The organism is Arthrobacter sp. CAN_C5 (assembly GCF_017875735.1).
GTDB lineage: Bacteria > Actinomycetota > Actinomycetes > Actinomycetales > Micrococcaceae > Arthrobacter_D.
Window position 1 is genome coordinate 1,214,641 of the sequence record NZ_JAGGMZ010000001.1, and the last position, 20,200, is coordinate 1,234,840.

The 20,200-nt window shown below is 61.2% G+C and carries 20 protein-coding genes and 1 pseudogene; 5 read left to right on the forward strand and 16 right to left on the reverse strand.

Going from position 1 to position 20,200, the window contains the following annotated elements; genetic code table 11:
• Positions 1 to 130: 130 nt before the first annotated feature.
• The 9 genes from H4V95_RS05740 to H4V95_RS05780 form a co-directional block, all read right to left on the reverse strand.
• Positions 131 to 649 (reverse strand): hypothetical protein, encoded by a 519-nt coding sequence (locus H4V95_RS05740; RefSeq protein WP_209729274.1) that lies wholly within the window; start codon positions 647 to 649, stop codon positions 131 to 133.
• Positions 650 to 878: 229 nt separating this feature from the next.
• Positions 879 to 1,052 carry a hypothetical protein gene (locus H4V95_RS05745; protein WP_209729276.1) on the reverse strand — a complete coding sequence of 58 codons (174 nt, stop codon included), beginning with the start codon at positions 1,050 to 1,052 and terminating at the stop codon, positions 879 to 881.
• Positions 1,053 to 1,391: 339 nt separating this feature from the next.
• Entirely contained in the window at positions 1,392 to 1,526 is a 135-nt protein-coding gene (locus H4V95_RS18605) for a hypothetical protein (RefSeq protein WP_281064518.1), read from the reverse strand.
• Complete coding sequence (locus tag H4V95_RS05755; RefSeq protein ID WP_209729278.1) at positions 1,519 to 2,505, reverse strand: pentapeptide repeat-containing protein; 987 nt, start codon at positions 2,503 to 2,505, stop codon at positions 1,519 to 1,521. The genes H4V95_RS18605 and H4V95_RS05755 overlap by 8 nt, the downstream gene beginning before the upstream one ends.
• Positions 2,506 to 2,554: 49 nt before the next feature.
• The gene (locus tag H4V95_RS05760) at positions 2,555 to 3,100 is read right to left on the reverse strand and encodes a hypothetical protein (protein ID WP_209729280.1); all 546 of its coding nucleotides are present in this window, start codon (positions 3,098 to 3,100) and stop codon (positions 2,555 to 2,557) included.
• A gap of 57 nt (positions 3,101 to 3,157) precedes the next feature.
• Positions 3,158 to 3,331 carry a hypothetical protein gene (locus tag H4V95_RS05765; RefSeq protein WP_209729282.1) on the reverse strand — a complete coding sequence of 58 codons (174 nt, stop codon included), beginning with the start codon at positions 3,329 to 3,331 and terminating at the stop codon, positions 3,158 to 3,160.
• A gap of 223 nt (positions 3,332 to 3,554) precedes the next feature.
• Positions 3,555 to 3,698 (reverse strand): hypothetical protein, encoded by a 144-nt coding sequence (locus tag H4V95_RS05770; RefSeq protein ID WP_209729284.1) that lies wholly within the window; start codon positions 3,696 to 3,698, stop codon positions 3,555 to 3,557.
• A gap of 68 nt (positions 3,699 to 3,766) precedes the next feature.
• On the reverse strand, positions 3,767 to 4,447 hold the full coding sequence (locus H4V95_RS05775) for a DUF2510 domain-containing protein (protein ID WP_209729286.1): 681 nt from the start codon (positions 4,445 to 4,447) through the stop codon (positions 3,767 to 3,769).
• A 381-nt stretch (positions 4,448 to 4,828) separates the two neighbouring features.
• Positions 4,829 to 4,996, reverse strand: coding sequence for a hypothetical protein (locus H4V95_RS05780; RefSeq protein ID WP_209729288.1), 168 nt, complete (start codon positions 4,994 to 4,996; stop codon positions 4,829 to 4,831).
• Between the two features lie 2,210 nt (positions 4,997 to 7,206).
• Between H4V95_RS05780 and H4V95_RS05785 the strand changes: the two genes are divergently transcribed.
• Positions 7,207 to 7,527, forward strand: coding sequence for a metallophosphoesterase (locus H4V95_RS05785; protein ID WP_209729290.1), 321 nt, complete (start codon positions 7,207 to 7,209; stop codon positions 7,525 to 7,527).
• A 506-nt stretch (positions 7,528 to 8,033) separates the two neighbouring features.
• Here H4V95_RS05785 and H4V95_RS05790 read toward each other — a convergent pair.
• Positions 8,034 to 8,642 carry a hypothetical protein gene (locus tag H4V95_RS05790; RefSeq protein WP_209729292.1) on the reverse strand — a complete coding sequence of 203 codons (609 nt, stop codon included), beginning with the start codon at positions 8,640 to 8,642 and terminating at the stop codon, positions 8,034 to 8,036.
• A gap of 115 nt (positions 8,643 to 8,757) precedes the next feature.
• Between H4V95_RS05790 and H4V95_RS05795 the strand changes: the two genes are divergently transcribed.
• Positions 8,758 to 9,366, forward strand: a complete 609-nt coding sequence (locus H4V95_RS05795) for a hypothetical protein (protein ID WP_209729294.1) — start codon at positions 8,758 to 8,760, stop codon at positions 9,364 to 9,366.
• A 27-nt stretch (positions 9,367 to 9,393) separates the two neighbouring features.
• Here H4V95_RS05795 and H4V95_RS05800 read toward each other — a convergent pair whose 3' ends face one another.
• The 3 genes and pseudogenes from H4V95_RS05800 to H4V95_RS18890 form a co-directional block, all read right to left on the reverse strand.
• On the reverse strand, positions 9,394 to 9,621 hold the full coding sequence (locus tag H4V95_RS05800; RefSeq protein WP_209729296.1) for a hypothetical protein: 228 nt from the start codon (positions 9,619 to 9,621) through the stop codon (positions 9,394 to 9,396).
• A gap of 96 nt (positions 9,622 to 9,717) precedes the next feature.
• Entirely contained in the window at positions 9,718 to 10,524 is an 807-nt protein-coding gene (locus tag H4V95_RS05805; protein WP_209729298.1) for a type II secretion system F family protein, read from the reverse strand.
• Positions 10,525 to 11,492: 968 nt separating this feature from the next.
• Positions 11,493 to 12,576 (reverse strand): annotated as a pseudogene (locus H4V95_RS18890) (IS630 family transposase).
• Positions 12,577 to 12,840: 264 nt separating this feature from the next.
• Here H4V95_RS18890 and H4V95_RS18255 point away from each other — a divergent pair.
• Both H4V95_RS18255 and H4V95_RS18260 read left to right on the forward strand, forming a co-directional pair.
• Entirely contained in the window at positions 12,841 to 13,272 is a 432-nt protein-coding gene (locus H4V95_RS18255) for a hypothetical protein (RefSeq protein WP_245345586.1), read from the forward strand.
• A 10-nt stretch (positions 13,273 to 13,282) separates the two neighbouring features.
• Entirely contained in the window at positions 13,283 to 13,561 is a 279-nt protein-coding gene (locus H4V95_RS18260) for an S-layer homology domain-containing protein (RefSeq protein WP_245345587.1), read from the forward strand.
• A gap of 129 nt (positions 13,562 to 13,690) precedes the next feature.
• Here the strand turns inward: H4V95_RS18260 and H4V95_RS05825 are convergent, their stop codons facing one another.
• From H4V95_RS05825 to H4V95_RS18270, 3 genes are all read right to left on the reverse strand, one after another.
• On the reverse strand, positions 13,691 to 14,512 hold the full coding sequence (locus H4V95_RS05825; RefSeq protein WP_209729304.1) for a hypothetical protein: 822 nt from the start codon (positions 14,510 to 14,512) through the stop codon (positions 13,691 to 13,693).
• Positions 14,513 to 14,570: 58 nt separating this feature from the next.
• A complete protein-coding gene (locus H4V95_RS18895) occupies positions 14,571 to 14,738 on the reverse strand; it encodes a hypothetical protein (protein ID WP_395939866.1) in 168 nt (55 codons plus the stop codon).
• A gap of 485 nt (positions 14,739 to 15,223) precedes the next feature.
• A complete protein-coding gene (locus H4V95_RS18270) occupies positions 15,224 to 18,031 on the reverse strand; it encodes a S8 family serine peptidase (RefSeq protein WP_245345589.1) in 2,808 nt (935 codons plus the stop codon).
• Between the two features lie 230 nt (positions 18,032 to 18,261).
• On the opposite strand from H4V95_RS18270, the gene H4V95_RS18275 reads away from it, so the two are divergent.
• A complete protein-coding gene (locus H4V95_RS18275; RefSeq protein ID WP_245345590.1) occupies positions 18,262 to 18,462 on the forward strand; it encodes a hypothetical protein in 201 nt (66 codons plus the stop codon).
• Positions 18,463 to 20,200: the final 1,738 nt, after the last annotated feature.

A 20,200-nucleotide genomic window follows, 5' to 3' on the forward strand; every position in this document is an offset into this window, starting at 1 on the left:
CTTTGCTATGCGAGGAAGTCATCGAATACCACCCTCTCTTAGAGAGGGATGGTCCCACGCCCGGTTGTGCACGGCAACCCTGCGCGTTCCAGGCGGCTTTCCTAGAAGGTCGTCTCGACCCAGAGTGAGCCTAGGCGGCCTTCTTGGCGGCGTTCCGGGCTTCGATGTTCTCCCAGTAGGCTTCCTGCGCGGCCAGGTTGGCCAGGTCGGCCCATTCACGGCGGTTGTCTTCGGACCCGCGCTCCAGGACGTCATCCTCGCTGTAGTAGTTGCCCATGTCGACGAGCACCTCGTACTCGTGGTCTTTGGACAGCAGATAGCCGGAGTCGTCCCAGTGCTTCATCTCGGTGTGCACGGCGAAGCCGATCAGCTTCGCGTGATGGTCGCGGCGCTCATCGGAGAGGTCCGGGACGGTGACGTCGAAGATCTCCCGGGCTTCCTTGTGGTTCCAGCGGGCTTCACCGTCGACGAAGTATTCACCGTAGGCCTCGTACAGTGGGTTCAGATCGGTGATTTTCTTTAGCATCAGTTCGGCGTCATGGCGACGGCGGGGCCAGACCGCGCTGGGTAGCGGTTGCCCTAGATTAACTTGTCCGGGGACGACGTCCGCGCCGCCATCACCTACCAGAATGGCTGTTTCCTCGTCCATGGATAGGACCGTCTGGCGAACCGTGATCGGAGTATTCAGTATGGCCCGCTTGCCGCCGCGCAGCCGAACAATGTACTCGTTGTGACCCAGGTACCGGCTGACCGTGTTGATGACCTCGGTGGGCTGCTCTTTAGCGCTCCTTCATGGGTGCGATTAGCGCTTTCATGGAGGCCATCTGGCGTTCCCGTTCGGCCTGCATGAAGGCTTGGTTGGCAGCCATTTCACGCTGCTAGCGGAGGACCTCGACGCGCTGATCGGCGGCCGCTGACTGCACGGACTGGGCAGGGACAATTCCGATGCCAGTCGAGGTGGGCACGAGTGACTGGGCGCTGGGCGCGTCCAGGTCTTCAAGGCGTCTCGCTTCGGCAGCGAGATCAGCGGCTCTCAGTTGGAGCTGCTCCAAAGCGCAAAGGCCGGACGGGGTGGGCTTTAGGGCTGGGTAGACATGGAACCCCATCTGTAGGGAAGCCAGCCTCTACCTCACCAGCGCAGCCAGGAGCCCGGCTGAGCGTGCAGAACGGATCTAGGCGGCTACTGAGAGCCGTAGCATCTGGAAGATGGCAGAGCGCCACTCACGAGGGTCGGTGAGATGGTGCGGGGCGTCGATGTGGGAGTTGTAATCCTTGTCAAACATCAGGTACTTCCACGTCGGCGTGTGGGCGCCTGTAATGCCCGGCTTGTCATAAATTAGGATGTCGGCCCGGACCCCGGTCTTGTCGTGGGTAAGGATCAGCTTGATGACTCACTTCGGGCCGAGCTGCTGCTCAACGTCGGCCAGCTTGCCGGGGACGCAGCCGGGGTTGATCCAGGTAGGGGTGAAGACAGTGAAGTTCTCGTGGCCTTCTGCTTCGCTACATGCCCGAGTGCGGCTACTCATGATCATTGACGACGGACGGCCATTCGGCAGGTTCGACGTTGGCCGGCTTGATGGCCGGATCGTCATCCCAATCGAATTCCGGGGGCGGATTCCATTGCTCAGGGAATCCGAAATTGACTGTTCCTGCCCCGAAATCGACGGATCTGAGGTCTGTTGTGCCGGTGAAGCGGGCTTCATCGAACCGGATGGTTTCGCCCACAAAATGAGCTCCGTCGAACCGGGTGGTTTCACCGGTGAACCGGGCTCCGTTAAAACTGGTGTAGCTGCCGGTGAAGTGGGCTCCGTCGAACCGGGTGGTTTCACCGGTGAACCGGGCTCCGTTAAACCGGGTGGTCTCGCCGGTGAAGTGGGCTTCCTTGAAGCTGGTGGTTCTGCCGGAGAAATGTGCTCCCCTCAGGTCAGCCTCTTCGAACACCGCTCCTCGACAATCGAAATTCCAGTCTGACCACGAGATTTCCGCTGTCCATTGAAGGTGATCTTTGATGACACCGACGATAGTCTGCCTGACTACGCGGTCGTTCTGTCGGTAGCTGTGATGCTCTTCGATCTCTGGCCGCAAATCGCCTGGGGTCCTCCGAACGATGACCTGGTGTTGGTGGTTTGCACCGATTTCGGGTGAATACGGCAGCCGAAGGTAGCCGCAGAGCACGTCGATGCACTGCTGCCGTTTGAGCCCGAGAACTTGGTCCGCCACTCCGGCCATCGCGTACACGCCGGCCATCCGCACAGCGGGGTCGGGATGACCGAGTTGTTCTGATGCAGCCCCGAAGTGTTCGACGAACCGGCTGCTCTCCACATCGCGCTGCTTGCGGTAGGCAACGACCAGGAAGACAACACCGCCGACACCGGCGACGATTGTAAGGACGGTTCCGGTCAGGTCAACGGGCTGGACCTCGTCGGTGCCGACGTTGAGCAGCTGAGACAGGACGAGGGTTGCGAGTACGGCGACGAGAGCTGCCGCTGCCAGGCCGATGACCACCGATGGGAGGAGGCTAACCCGAGAGAACCACGATCGGATCCTTGCCTTTCTAAAACCCACGCCGTCCCTTCTGCATCCAGTCGAGGAAGCGGTGGTCTCCGCTGCCGTTCACTGGATCATAGGTGCCCGAGCAGTCGTATGGGGCGCATTCGTTGGACGAATTCTCGGGTAGGGCGCAGACCTTGCAGGGCTGCGTGCCGAGGAACTGCTCGATGGCCTCCAGGACGGAAGCCGCGGTGATGATGAAGCCTGACGGCTGGGCTTCCAGGAGCAACGCCATTTCGAGCTTAACCCGGACTTCGGCAACATCGCTGCGGAACAGGTCCAGCCAGATGTCCATTGCTGCAACGTTGTCGGTTTCCAGTGTCATGGCAGGGAAGGTTCTCGCGACCGATGAGGCCAAGGCCGACGTCTTAGGAGACACGATGGCCGCATCAAAGGCAGTCGACTCCAGGTTCCGTCGGCAGGCATCAGCCATGTGCAAAGCGATGACCGGCCGAGGGGTGTCCGGGGCCGTCGGTTCCAGGCTGTGCAGTCGATTGAGGGCTTTTTGCGTGGTCGAGCCGCGCTGGGTGTCAGAGGCTCGTTCAGCCATCACAGATTTTTCGGTAGGAGTTGGTCATTCCCCATTTGTGCGGAGACCCCGTTCAACCTACCCGCTGGGCTGAGGATCGTAGTTTTCGCCAGCGGTCACGGCCTCATAATGGTCCCAGTTCACGACGTCGCGGGAGTTGGTGTGGACTGTCCACCAGTCATGGAGCAGCACGCTCATCCGGCCCCGGGTGTCGGGTTCAGTCTCGATGAAACAAAACTCGCCCGAGACCATTGCCCTGGCACCCTTGGGGTAGGGCAGTGGTGCTGCTATCTCCGTAAGGACGAATTGCCTTCGTCGTACCGGTCGTCGTAGCTGATGCCGAACTCGTCGTCGGTCAGGCTGACGACTGGGTCGTGGTTCGGCTGCGGGTGACGGTAGGTGAGGGCTCCCGCTGGGACGTCGGGGTTGTTGCCCTCGTATCCGGTGATGGGACCGGTCAGCCCGACCTCTCGGGCTAGATCGTAGGCCAGCGGGCCGGCCGCGCAGGGAGGACGGTCAGGCCTGAGGCGCTGGCCAGAGAAATGTCGGCTTCCGGGTGAAGGCTGGCTGAGAACTGGCCGCCGGCGGGCACACCGGGCTGAACGCGTGAAATAGACATACCCCTAGATGTGTGGCAACAGCGACAAGCTGCCAGTGATCCTGCGGAGAAGACTGTTCGACTAATCCCTACGCTGGATGTGCTGGAGGGGATGGTCTCGTTTGTTGGGTCCAGGCGCCATCCTGCCAGTAACGCTGCAGCCCGGACGTGGAGTCGGAGTACCAGCCGTCCGGAATGGTCGGAGGGGGCGGAACATCAGCTGGTAGCTGTTGGGGTAATGGTGCCACCGGGGGAGCGGGCGTCACCGCGGGTGCTCCGTCTGGAGCGTCGGAGGGAAGCACATCGTCAGGGATTGTTCCGGCCTCGATATGCCGGAGCAATTCCTTTCGACTGGCTGTGACCAGGGTCCACCGCTGCCCGGACCAATATCGTCCTCCGCGACCTTCCTTGTACCAGCCGGCCGGGGACCCGAAGTAGGTCAGCGACGCTGCAACGCGACCGATGAAACTGCCGGCGATGCGTTCATGCGATGCGGGTGGCGGGTTGCGGGCGTTGAAGGCCTGGGTTGCGATTTCCAGCTCGGCTTCTCGCTGGGTGATGCGACCGGAAGCTACTTTCTCACGGATCCACTGCTGCACTCTCGCCATCTCGGCATCGGCGTTGGCCTTCGTGATTTGATCCAGCTGCATTGCCGACAGGTGGGCCTGGGCCGAGCCTTGCTCAAGGAGCTGACGTTGCACTCCTAGTTGTTGCCGGCCGGTGACGAAGCCCCCAACGTTGGCAGCCGTGTTCAGGCGATTACCCTTCATTTTCCCCATGTCACTCCTGAGCTGGTTTTCGAACCAATCTACGCCAAGTGTCTGGTGGAAGTAGGATGCCAACCCCGTTGGGCACTACCAGGTGTTGTCTTCCGTGGTGCCCCACACATCGGCCACGATGAAGTCCGGGTTGCCGAAGCCGACGTCGATGGCGTCGATGATCCGCTTCTCGTAGTCGGACTGGTGTTCGCGGGAGGTGCCGACGCCGCGGACGTGTACACGTTCGAGGCACCGCGGGATTCCTTGGCCGCCTCGGCGTCCTCGGCCTTGGCCGACCCGGTTTTCTGGTTGTATTCGTTTCGGTGTTTGATCCCCCCGTTCAGGAAGTGGCTGGTGAGCTGCCGGGCCTGGCGGTGGGTGGGCGGTGATGCCCTAGTAGGTATTCTTGAGGATGTCGGACACCTGGTAGGCGTGAACTCCGATGGCAAGGTCCAGTCCGTGCAACCGGAGGGTTTCCGGATTCGCGGCGGTATCCATAAGCACCCAGGCGACCGAGGCGCTGGCCATGGCCTTGCCGGGCACGTAGTGGTCGTCATTCACGGCTGATTCGCGTGAGTTGCGCGGGTCGACCAGGTTCGGGGCATGGACCGGTCGTGACGTCTCTGTCGTAGAGAGCCTCGTTGGACTGGACCAAGAAAATAGGCCATCCAGGTGCTCGTAATTGTGAATGCACTTCGGGTGCCTCCGTGCATCTAGCGGCAAGTATGCGAGGTTCTTCGCGACAATCACCGAGAGCCTCAACGGAGTGGATCAGTGATTGTCCCCAGTGCTCTCAGTGGTAACTGCTATTGATGCGCTCAAGTCGTTGTTAGGGAAATTCCCTTCTCCCGGGAGAGGGGAATAGTAAACCCCGTGAAGTAAAACGACTCATGCCACAGGTGCTCTGTTGCTCCATGGTCGTCTATGTATCAGGCTCAGTTTGAAGGAGCCATTTCTTGCTGGAATGGCATTGTCGGAGATGTTGATTGCTTCATGAGGTCCGAACCCCGCCTTACCTTGCGATGCACGCAACGCGCCGTTTAGGTCGGGGCTATCAGTGTCAGATTTGACTCTGCCTGATTCGCTCGTTCGGATCACTATGAAACCGCTGCCCACTCGACAAAGATTCCCTTGGTGATGCGCACGTTATCACCTCGACGCTGGCAGCAGTAATCGCGCGTCTCGAATCCAGGACGGGTCATCCCGAACTCGCGCCGCCAACAACCTCACCAAGAGCTGTGGGTCCGTAGATCGCAAGCGCTATCTTCGCCAAGTCAAGAACCGGATTCATGTCTAACAGCCCGAGAGCCAGGAAAGGTTGAACAACGTAGCGTTCCATGTAGGTGTGGGGGGTGCACTAAACCGCCAAATGCCCTTCACTGGCCCCTGAAGCGGTCTTGCAGCGCAGTACGCGACGTTCGGCGGCGTGAGACCGTTTGGCGTTTGAATGGCCCTCAGGGGGCCCTGCAGGCGTTCCGTGGCCAGCGGCGGACCAATTAGCCGATCCCTCGAGTTCAGGTGGTCGAAATGGCAGTGGCGGGCGCCGTCCGCAAGATCGGTCCAGCCTAGCCACGGAGCGTCCCCGAGTGGGTACCCCGGTTACGGCTTCGCGCCTCCGAGGGTCAGCCATGAAGCACCCGGATCTAGCGCTGCATGTTCCGTTTTTGACGGCCCGGAATCCCCAGCCATCCGGGTCGCCTCAGATTTGGAAGAACCGCCCTGCTCCGCACAAGACGGATAGGCGTTCTTGCTCGGGTCATCTCACGGCCAGGTTGGGGAGTTGAAGGAGGATCTACATCAAAAGATCCTCTGGGACTGAAGGGGTGTACGGCGGCGTTGAAACTAGTAATGCGTTCGGGGGTACATCCGGCCATCCGACTGAGGGGGTTGCAGGCGCCCGCTTCCAGCCATGCAGCGACCCACGTTTTGTTCAGAGGGGCGGGGCGGCCATTATTGAGACGCGTGATTACTGCGGCGAGGTGGGATGACTGCCTCATGGTCAGGATGAGGCCTGTTCGGGGTGATTTCGGGTTTGTCCCACCGTCCCACCTCTGTCCCACCACTGGTGGGACAAAAAGTTCCCAGGTAAACAAAGGGAAGGGGCCCCCTTAGAGACAGTTGTCCTACCTGTTAAGAAGAAAAAGAATATATATATAGGGCCACTGTTGTTGTTGTCGGCTGTTGTTGTTACATCCCTCTCCATATCTATATATGGTTACCAAACTGGTGGGACAGGTGGGACAAACACTTTTTCGACCCTCGATTGTGCCTCTGACGTGGGACGATACCCGAAAAAAGTGTCCCGCAAAGGGGTGGACAGAGGGTGGACGGGGTGGGACAAACGAAAACGGGTGAATTTCGGGTTTGGTGGGGTGTGATAACCTAGGAACGAACTCCCATCCACAGTGACGACGGTTATCACAAGGCCCTTCTAGGGGCCTTCTTTTTTGCCTGAAAACGGTCTTCGGTCGTGTTTCGCCGGTTTGGGTCGAAAAGGGGTGTTGTCGTGATCGGGGTCGAAAGAGGGGGTCAAAACCCGGTTTTCGGTGCAGGACGGTTTTCGGGCCTCCGAGTGCCAAACACCGAAAGCGGTCGTTTTCGACAGTCTCGGACCCCGAAAAGCGGTCTCGGATGAACCTTTCCGGCTCCCGAGCGTCGGCCGGCGCCCGGATCAGGACCCCTGGCGAACGCGAAAACACCCCTGGCGAACGCGAAAACGGCGTCAGAAACGGTGCTTGCACCCGTGGTGAGCGTCTACGCATAGAGAGAATATGACCAAAATACTGATAGCAGGCGACTGGCACGGCAACACCTCCTGGATGACATCCGTCCTCTTCGAAGCCAGCCGTGATGGGTACGACACGATCATCCATGTAGGGGATCTGATGGTCCTCTGGCCGGGTGATCGCTGGCCCCACGAGCCGACGTTCACCGGCGCCCTGGTGGACCTTCTGGAGCGGCTGAACATCCGGCTCATCTTCGTCGACGGCAACCATGAGGCGCACCCCGCCCTGCGATCCCTGCCGCTCACCGAGGAAGGCTTCGGAAGGATCAGCGATCATCTGCTGTACGCTCCGCGGGGTCACCGCTAAGAGATCGACGGCGTCCGCTTCGGTGCCCTTGGGGGAGCGATGAGCATCAACCGTTCAAGGCATCAGAAGCCCTCGATACCGAATCCGCCATCAACCGACGGCACATCCTGCACGCGGTCTGTACCACCGACCCAAAGCTCGTTTTCTGCGGTCACTGGCATCAGCGTCGCAGCGAACCAGTCCCCGAAGCCGGGCCGTCGCCGAAGTCAGGCAAAGATGCACCCTTCGAGGGAGTTTGGCAGCACGGTTAGTGCGACACGAAACTGCAATCCAGCTGATCAAGGACGTTTCAAAACCCCGGCATATCAAGCTGCCACTTTGATCTGCGAAACGAAGCTGACGGCCTCCTCTCTAACCTCCGCATCGGTCAGGTCGCCAGACCATCCCCCCATCGTGACGCGCATCCTCACGAAATCAATTTCGCCCCACTTCTCGGCCGAAATCTATCGCTTGAGTTGGTCCATCGCGATCGGGCGCAGCTTTCCATGCTTGCCAGGGCACCTGCACTATCGACCATGTAGATGTAATCGATGGCTTCCGGGCGTGTGGGGCCCCGGGGGTCGGGGTGCCGCCGCGCAGCCACTGGTAGGTGAAGGTGACCGGGCCGGGTGACCGCTGGCCGATCGTCGCGGACAGTGATGTGCGACGACTGAGGTGGCAGTGATGGTCGGTGTTGGGGGTACGATGACCGGCTCGGGTGCCGGGGTTGGTACGGCTGCCGTCTGGCTGGAGGTCTGCGCAGCCGTCGTGTAGCCGGGGTTGGTGCCGGTGACCTTCACGCTGAGATTCTTGCCAGCGTCAGCGACCCTATAGGTGCTGCTTGCTGCCCCGAAAATGGCAGCGTTGTTGCACAGCCCCTGGTAGGTGAAGATGGTGCCGGTGCTCGCGGTTAGTGTGCTGCCGACGCTCAGTTGCCCCGTGACGGTCGGCTTCGCCGATGTCAGGGTCTCGGTTTGGATCAGTTGGGTGGACAGTAACGTGCAAACTGTCGTGCCCGCTGAGCTCTTGCCCGTGACCCGGATTCTCACGGTCTTGCCCAGGTCAGCTGCGACCGGGGCGTAGGTGGTTCGCTCACCGGGGTCCTTCTGGTGGGTGAGTTCTCTGCCCAGGCCCATGCGTAGGTCCGCCGGTGATGGCGGTGACTGTCGAATTCTGGTAGCGGATTTGCCCCGTTTTGTACGCTGCGGGCTTACCCTTTTGCTACCGACCGAACCGAAGGGAGCCCCACCCATGGATGAGGACCAGCTTGAGGCGCCCAATCGTGAGAGGTCCCGCCGCGAAGGTGTGTGGATTGCAATCGGGTTTGCCCTGGTGGCTGCCGTCGCCGGCGGCCTGGTCGGCGCCGGGATGAACGGTGCCTTCTCTTCTCCGGCGGAGACCAGCCCACCGACCGAGACCAGCTCACCGACGGAGACTGTGCCGTCTACCGCGGCCGAACTGCTGGCCCTGGAGCAACCGCCCGCCGAAGTCAAGATTGGGACAACTACCATCCCAGTCCGGGGACGGGTCGCAGGGGAGCTGCCGGCCGGGGTTCAACTCTGGGCTGGGGTGCGGATGGTCAGCGGCTGGAACGATGTTCCTGCGCTGGCACGGGACAGCTTGTTCTCCCTGAATCCCTGCGTCGTCGATGAAGCGGCCGGCACCTTCGACTGCCTTGATGTCCGATTCGGGTTGAACGAGCTTCCGGGCGAAGGATTCGCCGTCTACGTGTTCCTTACCGACACAGAGACGGCCCTGGCGCTGCTGGAAATTGAAGACGAGCAGGTGCGCGGCAACACGGTCAACAGTGGTCCGCTGGAGTTTGACGCGCTCGAACCGATCTTCATCGAGCAGATTTAGGGCCGCCCCGGTGAGCGGGCGCCATGGCTAGCCCATGTCCATCAGGGCCGGGTAGATCGAGTACATCGGGAGCATGATCGCCACGATGAGCAGACCGGCGATGGCGTACACCAGGTAGTTCACCGTGGGCTCCAGGGTCCGGTTCAGGGTTTCAAGCTGCATGTTCGCTTCGTCCCGGTACTCGGGGGCGAGCTCTTCCCTGACCTCGATTTCCTGGCGGATCGACGGCGCCGACGCGAGGATCTGCCGGGCCACGGCCGGGATCAGCCGGAGTCAGCGAATTCCTGCAGGGGAACACCATCGGCGAGCATCTTGTCGGCATGCTTGTTGCAGTGCGATGCCAGGGCGTCGTTACCGCAACCGCTGCCCGCTGCCCGCTGTCCGCAAAGCTTCCGGCTCGTTGATGCCGTTGGACAGGTTCGCGGCCAGAAGCTGGAACAGCCGTGACGTGGCAGCCAGTTGCAGGATCGGGCCGATCCCGGGCATCCGGATGAACAGGTTGCCCACCGCGATCCGGACCGCCTCGGTTTTGCGTCCGATGGTCACCCAGAAGGCCACGAACAGCAGGATCGCGGCGATGAAACCACCGACCACCCATTTGGCGATGCCGGCGATCTTCAGGACCATCAGCGTCATCGGCGGGGTTTCGGTGCCCAGGTCAGCGAACAGGGCCACGAAGTTCGCGATGATGAACGCCACGGCCGCGAAGAGGAAGCCGATACACAGCGAGAGCATGAAGCCGGGCTGGATCAGGTTCATGACCAGCTTCTTCTTGATCGACTGCGATTCGGCCACCAGGACGGCGGCCTGCTCGAGGTTCTTGTGCAGCGCTTGGGACGTCGGGGACGCCTTGATGAGCTGCCGGGCGGTCCGCGGGATGATCTCCTCGGCCAGGAGTGCCTGCTTGAAGGAGGCACCGTCGTTGCGCATCACCTCGGCGGCATGCTCGAACGCCCGGCCGATCTCGAACTTGTGGAACTGCAGGCCCACCACTTCCAGGGCCCTGGCTTCGGACTCGCCGACGCGCAACACCCCCACCCGGACGGCGGCGACGAGTACATGGTCCCCTTGTGCCGGGCGGTGCAGAAGGCGTACGAGACGCTCAACAATCCGGCCAAACGGGCGGCGTACGACCGGACCCAGGGGCAACCCCAACATGAGCAGCCGAAGTCTGATCCGAGACCGCCACCAAGGCCCCAACCAAAGCCTGAACCGAAAAAGCCGCAGCCACCCCCGAAACCAAAGCCAGAGTCGAAGCCAGCACCGGCCCGGCCGGACAGCGACTACGCCCCGCCGTGGACCTCCTCTCGGCCCAGTTCACCAGGGGCCAGCTCGAGACCGCCCACGGGATCCGCGCGGCATCCCGGATCGGGTCCAACCGGGGATGAGGGTGATGTCCCGGAAGCTACGATCGGGCGGGCGGTGAAGCTGATGATCCTCTGGTTCTCGGCGTTTTCTGCTTGCGGCTACGTGGTGTCCACCATCGCGCTGTCATCTTCCGACACCCTCATGGACTAATCACAACCAGTGGCGCAAGTGGTGTCCATTGTTTCCGGGGCGATGGGATTGATCGTCGGCACCGCCCAGTGGTTCCAATCCGGACCATGACGGCCACCCCCATGACAAAGGCCGGGCCCCCCGTAGGAGAGACCCGAAGCTTCGTCATCAAAAGTTTTCAGATAGGAGAAGACGTTGATGGTGTTCGTCCAAGACCGAGGGGAAGGCCACGCGCAGTCAGGCCGACTTTGGAAAGTATGGTCTGCCCGCGCCGCCCTGATGAATACTCTGCGCTGGTTCATTACGCCGGCGCAGGATAGGTCTCCAACCCGAGATGGAGGCCAAGAGCTTGAGCATTCACTGGGAACTCCTTCTTGGTTCTAGGCGGACGATCAGCTTGGCTGAGATGGGGCAGATGTACCTAAAGGACGGGGCACCTGGCCCGGGAGTCATGGCACTACGAGTGCGCATTGGTGCCAGTCGGTCGGCTAGGGGTCGCTTACGTACCTGTCAGCGGATGCCCCGGCCGCGGTTTTCTCTTGCCTTTGCTGATTCGATGCCGTGCTTCACGCCGAACCGGATGATGAAATACAGGACAAAGCAACTGAGGATCACCGGGATAATGGTGACTAGTGCTCCGTGTTAATGGTTTGTTTGCGTTTCATCTTGCCTAGGAGGTACTCCGCTGATTTGGTCCAGGTGAATGGTTTGGCGTCCTGGTTGTAGTTCTCGATGTAGCGTTGCATGGTTTGTTCCAGGTCTTTGACGGAGCTGAATGTGCCACGTTTGAGGCATTGGCGGGTGATGATCCCGAAGAAGATCTCCACCATGTTCAGCCAGGAACAGCTGGTCGGGGTGAAGTGGAGGGTGACCCGCGGATTGGCGTCCAGCCAGTCCAAGACGTTCTGGTGTTTATGGGTCGCGTAGTTGTCGCAGATGACATGCAGCTCGATCCCGGGGTGGGCGTCCGCTACGCGGCCCAGGAAATCGACGAACTCGATGTTGGTGTGCTTTGGGTAGAAGGCGTTCGCGCTGAGTTTGCCCGTGAGGACCTCCAGAGCGGCGAATAGGGTCGTGGTGCCGTTGCGCTTGGTAGTCATGGGTCTGCTGCAGCGGGTGCGTCGGAGACAACGGCTGATCCGGGCCGGTACGGGACAATGCCTGGATTTGGGTCTTCTCATCGACACTGACCACCACCGCGTTTTCCGGCGGAGACATATACAGGCCCACCACGTCCCGGAGCTTGAACTCCAAGGCGGGATCGGTGGAGAACTTGAAGGTCTCGATCCGGTGCGGCTGGATTTTCCAACGACGCCAAATCCGGGCCACAGAGGAAAAGGAGACTCCGTGGCGTTCGGCCATGATGCGGGCGGACCAGTGCGAGATCCCCAATTCGGCCGGCGGTTTCCCGTCATTGGCCAGGGTGTCCGCGATCAAGGCAAGTTCATCGATTTCTCGCTCCCGGCCCGGACGCTGGACATCGGACAGGGCCTCGATCCCGCCCTCGGCATAGCGGTTGCGCCACTTCAAAACCGTGGGCGCTGAAAACCCCGTGATCTGCTCGATCTGGATATTCGGCATCCCGGCGGAAGCCAACAAAACTGTGCGTGCCCGCAACGCTAACGTCGCCGAGGAAGAATTCCCACGCGTCAGCACTTCCAAGGCGCCCCGGTCCCCGTCACGCAATTCCAAAGCCCTCGCCAGATAAACCATGGATCAAGTCTGACAAAGATCAGACACAAAGGAACCAACGACACGCTACACTAGTAGCATTGGAATGAGCAGTGACGGGTCGACGGTCATGGTTCCCCCAGGAGTTGTTTGGACTGACTTAGATGCGAGTCCAACCTATCCCGAGGGAACCTAGCGAAGAGCCCTAAGGCACTCATCTTGCCGCTGTGGCGTATCACCGACCAGAATGGCTGTTTCCTCATCCATGGATAAGGACCATCTGGCGGATTGTGATGGGGGTGTTCAGTGGGGCCCGCCTGCCGCCGCGCGGTCGAAGCGGGCAACGGTGCGAAAACCTGCATTCCAGTCGGAGACGGTGGAGTTGGAGACGGCGGAGTCGGTGGTGATGTCGGGGGCTTCGCCGACATCTCCGATAGCCAGCAGTTCTACACCGAGATGATGTGGCTGGCAAACGAACGCATCAGCACCGGTTGGACCGAAAAGGATGGGACCCGCACCTACCGGGCACTGCAACCGGTGAACCGCGACGCGATGGCAGCGTTCCTATACCGAGCCGCTGGTTCCCCCGCCTATACGCCGCCCAAGGTGTCACCGTTTGCGGACGTTTCCACGAAGCAGCTCTTCTACAAAGATGGGCTGGTTCGCCAGCAAGGGAATCAGCACCGGCTGGACCGAAAAGAACGGGACGAAGACCTACCGTGCATTGCAACCGGTTAACCGTGACGCGATGGATGCGTTTCTGTACCGGTCCGCTGGTGCCCCTGCCTACAAGCCAGCAGCCACCTCACCGTTCGCGGATGTTTCCTCGAAGCAGCTGTTCTACAAAGAGATGTCTTGGCTTGCCAGCCGCGGCGTCAGCACTGGCTGGGCTGAACGCAACGGGACCCGCACGTACCGGGCCTTGCAAGCAGTGAACCGTGACGCGATGGCTGCAGTCATTTACCGGGTAGATATGCTCCCTCCTGAGCTGACCGAGCCTCAGCCGACCGGCCTCCCCAGCAAGTAGCAGCGCGGGCTGGCCGGGTCAGACAGAAGCTGAACGGCGGAGGAGGAAGTTTCACTTCTCCGCACACATGATCATGTGTGCGGAGAAGGAGAAGTCCCTCACCGACTCGTTAAGAGCGATCTCCTGGGGTCAGAGTGGCGGCAGCTCGTCGAGCTCTTCCTGGGTGGTGCTGGCTCCCCATTCGGTGGCGTCAGGACCGGTCGCGGTGTGGACCTTCCATTCGTAGTTCCCGTCCAGCCAGAGATGGATGGTCAGCTCGCGGTCTACGTGCATAACTTCGCCGTCCACGGCGGTGAAGAAGATCCTGGCCTTCACATTCTGGATCTCGACACCTTCGCCGAGCCAGCTTCCGTCCTCGTTTTCCCAAGGGGAGTGGACGATCTTCATGCCCTCGTTTTTGAAGACGACGGAGTAGCCGTTGTCGTCAATGGCATACTCCTCCTCGCCGAAAATGGAGGTGGGGCCAAGGGGCAGCAAGCCCATCATGGTCTCCCTCGCCTCATCCGGCTTCGGCCAGTTCTCGACCAGGTTGTCCCAGTAGACCGGGTCGACCAAGGGGCGGAGCGGCTCGAATTCTTCCAGGTCAGCAACAGTCCTCGTGTGGCTTGCTTTCTGCTGGTCAGTGAAGCTCAGTCCAACTTCGGTGAATTCCTCGGCCACGTCGCCTAGCTTGCCGGCGAGCAGGTTCGGGTCCTCAAAAGAAAGATACATTTCGGGGACAGCTGGATCCATGGCGACACCGCTCATGTCCAGGGGGACAGCCTCGGGCCGTGCCGGCGGCACTGGCGTTGTCGGCTCAGCGGTAGCTTCAGCAGAGGGCGATGCAGCGGCCACAGCCGAGGTGGCGGAGGTCTGTATGTCAGCCCTGCGCTCCGCGGCTGCGCAGGATGTCAGGCCGAGGCCCAGGACGCATGCTAGGGCTACCGCAGTGGAAGTCGATCGGTTGTTCATACTTCCCCCATATGTGTTGACGATCGCACCGCCAATTTCTTGATCCTAGCGGATAGGGCTAGGTCGACAGGACGAACCCATGATCGGTCTCTGGCTCGGTGTTCCCGAGACCCCGGTCCTCGTGTATCAGCTCAAGGACAGGGGCGGACAGAACCTCGAGGTCGCAGCCGGCCATAAAGAGGGCCTGCACGGCGAAGGGATCAGGGGTGGTGAGGCAAACCAGCATCAGATGTTCGGTGCCGATGTAGTCGTGGTCAGCGCCCAACCAGAAGCATCCCTGGAGAATTTAGGCGCAGCGACTTACCGCGGATTCGACTGACGTGGACTCGGTGGCGGTCAGCTCGCGGGCAATCCTCAAACCGTCGACCCCGGCCTTGTGCCGTCGGCCCTTCGATGGGCAGCGAACGTTTCCGTGGGGGACTGGACCACCGGAGCTGCTGGCCATGTCGGCATCGAGAAGAAGAGTCGAAGGTGACGGCATCGTCGTCATCGGGCGATGAATAGTGATCCCGAACAGCTATTAGGTGATGACCATCCCTGCCAAAGACGTCAGCGGCTACATCCACCTAGCGGACGCCAAAGCCTTAGGGCAAGAGCGATTCGCTACTATCAACAGGTCCTCATCCCGGCGGGGGTCTACTTAGTGATGTGTGGCCCCGGCAGCAAGGAAGCCCCGCCAGAATCATCCAACGGGGCTTCCTTGAGTGGGTACTAGAACTTCTGCGAGTACCGGTTCATGAACGCGGCCATCGCGTCCCTCTTCACCGGGGTCAGCGCTCGGTAGGTCCCGTCCGGCCAGCCGGTGCTGATGCCTGTGGAGGCCAGCCAGGTGATCTCCTTGTAGAACTGCTGCTTCGTCGAGACATCGGCGAACGGTGACTTGGCTGGGGGAGTGAAGGCCGGCTTTCCGGCGAGGCGGTACATGAACGCCGCCATCGCATCACGGTTCACCGGCTCCAGGGCTCGGTACGTTTTGGTGCCGTTGCGTTCGGTCCAGCCGGTGCTGACCCCCGTCGAGGCCAGCCAGGCCATTTCTTTGTAGAACTGCTGGCTGGTGGAGATGTCAGCGAACGGCGACTTGGCCGGGGGAGCATAGGCAGGGCTGCCCGCCATCCGGTACATGAATGCCGCCATCGCATCCCGGTTCACGCTGACCAGCGGCCGGTACGTTTTGGTGCCGTCCTTTTCGGTCCACCCGGTACTAATGCCTTCACCAGCCATCCAGTAGATGTACTCGCTGAACTGCAGGTAGTCGGGAACATCGCTGAACTTCTGGTGTATGACATTGGTCTGGCCCGAAGTGATAGTGGCGGGGGCGTAACCGTCCTTGGACCCGGTGGCCCTCACACTCAGGCGCTTTCCGTTATCTGCGGGAATCACCTGGTAATTGACCCCCGTGCCCCTGTTGATCGGCTGACCGTCACGCAGCCACTGGTAGCCCACCGACGTCCCTGGCGCCCAACCGCTTGACGCGGCAGTGAGGGTGTAACCGACGGCCGCAGCGCCGCTGATAGTGGGCTGGGCAGGTGAGAGTACGCCGAGAAGAACGGCTCGCGTGGGCGTCGAGGTGCTACTTGTTGACGGGATTGATCCTGTGCCGGTGACCTTGATAGTCAGGGTCCTGCCCACGTCGGCGGCGACCGGGGTGTAGGTGGTCTGGGTGGCCCCGGAAATCAGGGTGCCGTCGCGCAGCCACTGGTAGGTCAAGGTGACCGGTGCCGGAGCCCAGGTGCCGATGGTAGTGGTGAGTTGGACTCCCACCTGGGCGCTGGAGGCGTTGGTGATGACCGGCACCGGGGTGATGATGTCGTCGTTCGGGTCGGTGATGACGGCAGTCTGCGCTGACGTCTTCGAGGCGGAGGTGTATCCGGTCTTCGTTCCGGTGACCTTCACGCTCACCTTCCCGCCGGTTACACCGACGTCGAGCTTTAAAGTGGAGGCGGTCGCATTGGGAATGGCATCACCGTTGTGCAGCCACTGGTACGTGAGATTGACCGGGCTGGGCCCCCACGTTCCGGGGACGGCCGTAAGGGTGGACTCTACCCGCGGGGAGCCGGTAATGGTCGGGACGGCACCGGTCAAGGTGGGTGCCTGGGGTGCGACGGCTTTCACAGCAGCGTTGGCGTCGACGATGCCAGTACCGCATCCACCGAAGCAGGCTCCCGGGAGTGGCCGTGTCGTGTCCTTGAGGATTTTCTCGACGTCCGCGGGGGTGAGGCTCCTCTTGGCGGAAAGCATCAGCGCGGCCGCACCGGCCACATGGGGTGTTGCCATGGAGGTGCCCTGCAGGTAGTTGTAGCCTTCAGAGCCCTGGGTGGTGCTGCCCTGGTTGTAGGTGGACAGGATGCCGCCCTCGTAACCGCGGCTCATATCCCCGCCGGGGGCGCTGACATCGACTTCGAGGCCGTAGTTCGAATAGGGGGTCTGTGCCCCTTCCCGGCCGGTGGCTCCGACGGTGATCACGTTCTTGCAATCCGCTGGCGACGTCCCGGCGACCGGGCTGCCGGCGTTGCCAGCGGCAGCTACCACGACGACGCCTCGGCTGACCGCATAATCGATCGCGTTCTGGTAGGACGTCCCGCAGGCTGCGGCTGTTCCCAGGCTGAGGTTGATGACCTGGGCGGGGTTCGGGTTGTTGGGGACACCGGAGATGGTGCCGCCGGCAGCCCAGATGATGCCTGGAATGATGTCGGAGGTCCAGCCTCCACAGGTGCCCATGACCCGGACGTGCTGCAGCTTGGCTCCGTATGCGACCCCGGCTACACCTGAGTTGTTGTTGGCGGTGGCTGCGACGGTCCCGGCGACGTGCGTCCCATGCCAGGAGGACCTGTTGGTGCCGCACGCGTCCCCGGCATCGGTCGGGTCAGGGTCACGTCCGTTGCCGTCACCGCTGACGTTGGGGTCGGAAATGAAGTCGTAGCCGCTGACGGTGTTCGCGGTCAGGTCGCTATGGTTGGTGCTGCCGGTGTCGATGACAGCTACGGTGATGCCGGAGCCGGTGGAGGTGTTCCAGGCTTGCTCGACGCGCATCCCGCCCTGGGCCTCGAACAGGCTCCACTGGAACGGGTACATGAGGTCATCGGGTGCGGCCATCAGGGTGGCGAAGTGGTCGACCTCGGCGTACTCGACATCGGAGCGCGCTTCAAGAGCGGTAACCACTTCCTGCACCTGGTCTTCAGTGAGGGACTCCACCGCTTCCAGGACGACCGCTCCGTCGCCGGTGGGTCGCAACTCCTCGACCGGGATGCCCAGGTCTTCGACGGTCAGCTCGTAGACCTTCTCGCGTCCGGCCGCACTGGGCTGGGCTTTGTCCATGAACTTCACGATGAACCGGTCCGGCTGATCCACGGCGGGTGCTTCCAGGGCCGACGCAGGTACAGTCACCTCGGCGGGAAGAGCATCAATTGAGGGAGCTTCGGGCTGGGCTGCCGCCGGGCTGGCCGTCAACGATCCGAGCAGGAGCGCTGCAACGGAGAGTGACGTCACAGACTTCAGCAAACGTCTGGGAGTGGCTGTCATGGTGTTCCTTGAGACCGGGCCGGAACCGGAGTCGGGTGATGACCGAGCATCCTTGCCGGCGGTGGGAGGTACTTTCGCGCCTGATGTGTGCGGAAAGACCACAGCATCTCCCCTCAGCGAACTATAGCCGCACCAGGAAGTGAATAACAGGTCTCGGCGCGGCGGTCCACAGTGGTTCTTGGCCGGCTCCAGCGCTAGAGGAAGTGTACTGAGAGTGTTGTTCTGGTGTCATGCGGGTGCCGGACATTATCGCTGCGGGTCATGCCGAGACTGCGCGCCTGGATGTCCGTGAAATGGTCCGGCGCCTGAACGGCAATCTGGGCACCTTGTTAGTCGCCACACTGACCGGATCGAAGGACTCGAAGCTGCCCTATAAGTGGGCCAAACCCGACGGTGCCGTTCCCGGCCCTGCCTTCCAGAAGCGGCTGTAGATCGCCCACCGCGCGTGGAGTTGCATTGCCGACACGGAAACACCGGCAATTGCCCGGGCCTGGTTCATTGGTGGCAACCCTTTCCTGGGCGAGGACACTCCATTGACTGCGATCCGCGAGGACCGTCACCGGGAAGTATCCGATGCGCTGGTCGCCTTCCTGGAAGGCAGGCCCGACGTTTGAGTGAACGCCGCGACACCTACACCGGGCTCTAGGTCACCAACGACTTCGAGACGGCAGCCACCTCGGCGCTGCAGGTCAGTTCTCGGTACGATCGAACGAGCGGGGATAGCTATCGATGGCGGGCGCGGTCCGGACCATGTTAGGGGCGAGGATGATCTTTGGGGGTTCTTTCGAGGCCCGGCTGGCGGAGATGTAGCCGAGATTGGTGCCGAAGAACTAGTCCGAAAGGACCGATCCGACGTCGCCGGGTGAACCTTGAAGGTGTCACGGGCCACAGCTGAGGTTGCGGCGATGGCCAACGCTTTCTGGATCAACGTGCTGGTGCGAGTTGTCATCGAAATCGCCCTGTGTGCAGGCTGGTTAGCCTCGTAGCAGTAGGTGGGGCCACATAGGTCAAATTGCACCATTCGGCATGGGTATGAACCTGCGACCCCCCGAAGATCTGAACTTTGAACTGGGCCGCATTGCGGCCGCATCGCAGGTCTCGAAGCATGCGCTGCTCCTTCAAGGTGCGCAGCTTGTCGTCGCTCGTTATGAACGGCAGCGCGAGATCAATGCAGGTATGGGTTTCGTGGCTTCCGATGACCCGGCCCTACTGACTCGTCTCGAGGGACCTGGGGCTAGGTGAGTGCCCCGAGCATGTTTCTTGTCGTCTTTGACGGCCTCTTGACTCCGAGCCGTCATTCGACTTTGGTCCCGGTTATCCAACCACTGGCTACGCCCATTTTGATTTGAGGCTTGTTACTGGCGTCGACTGGAGCGAACTACGAGAAGCCGAAGAGCCCTAGTACGGGTCGATAGTCCGGTTCGATGTGTAAAGTGACATGGCTTCCGCCGTGGTTGCAGCGAAATATTGAGGGTTTCAACACCCGCCTACAGCGGATATTTCTTCCTCGTTGAACAAATTAGGCGACCAACGAGGAAAGACGAATCGTGCCACAGGCGCTCTGTTGTTCCACGGTCGTCCACGTGCCAGGCCCCAAATTTGAGGAGCCTGTTGATGCTGGAATGCTACGCCCGAGATGGTAGTTGCTTCATGATGTCCAAAACCCCACCTGACATTGTTAGGCACGCGAAACGCCGTTCAGGTCGGGGCAATCAGAATGCAGATTTGACTCTGACTGATTCGCTCCTTCAGACCACCATGAAACCAGTGCTATCCGAGCCAAGATTCCTTGATGAGGCTGAAGCTACCACCTCGAGGGGGCGGCACAAAATCGTAAGCTTCAAATGACCGACAGGTCATCTTGAACTCGTGGATTTGGTCTGATCTCGTGAACAGATCCCTGGTGTCGCCATAAGGTCAGTTGAACCCTTGGCTCCCCGATGACCCGCACCCGCATCTCGCTCTCACTGGGGTGTGGATCACATGGAACAGCGAAGCGTTGGGGGTGGTAGCGAGGCTCAATCGTCACAGTGCCTTCATCGGCCCCTGAGGAAGTAGTGGGCGTCCGCTCACTACGCCAAGGACCACGTGACAGCCCCCGCGAGTCGAAGGGCCCGAGGGCCCTTGTGGGCGTTGAGCCATACAAGAGCCAATTGGTGCGCCCCGTGT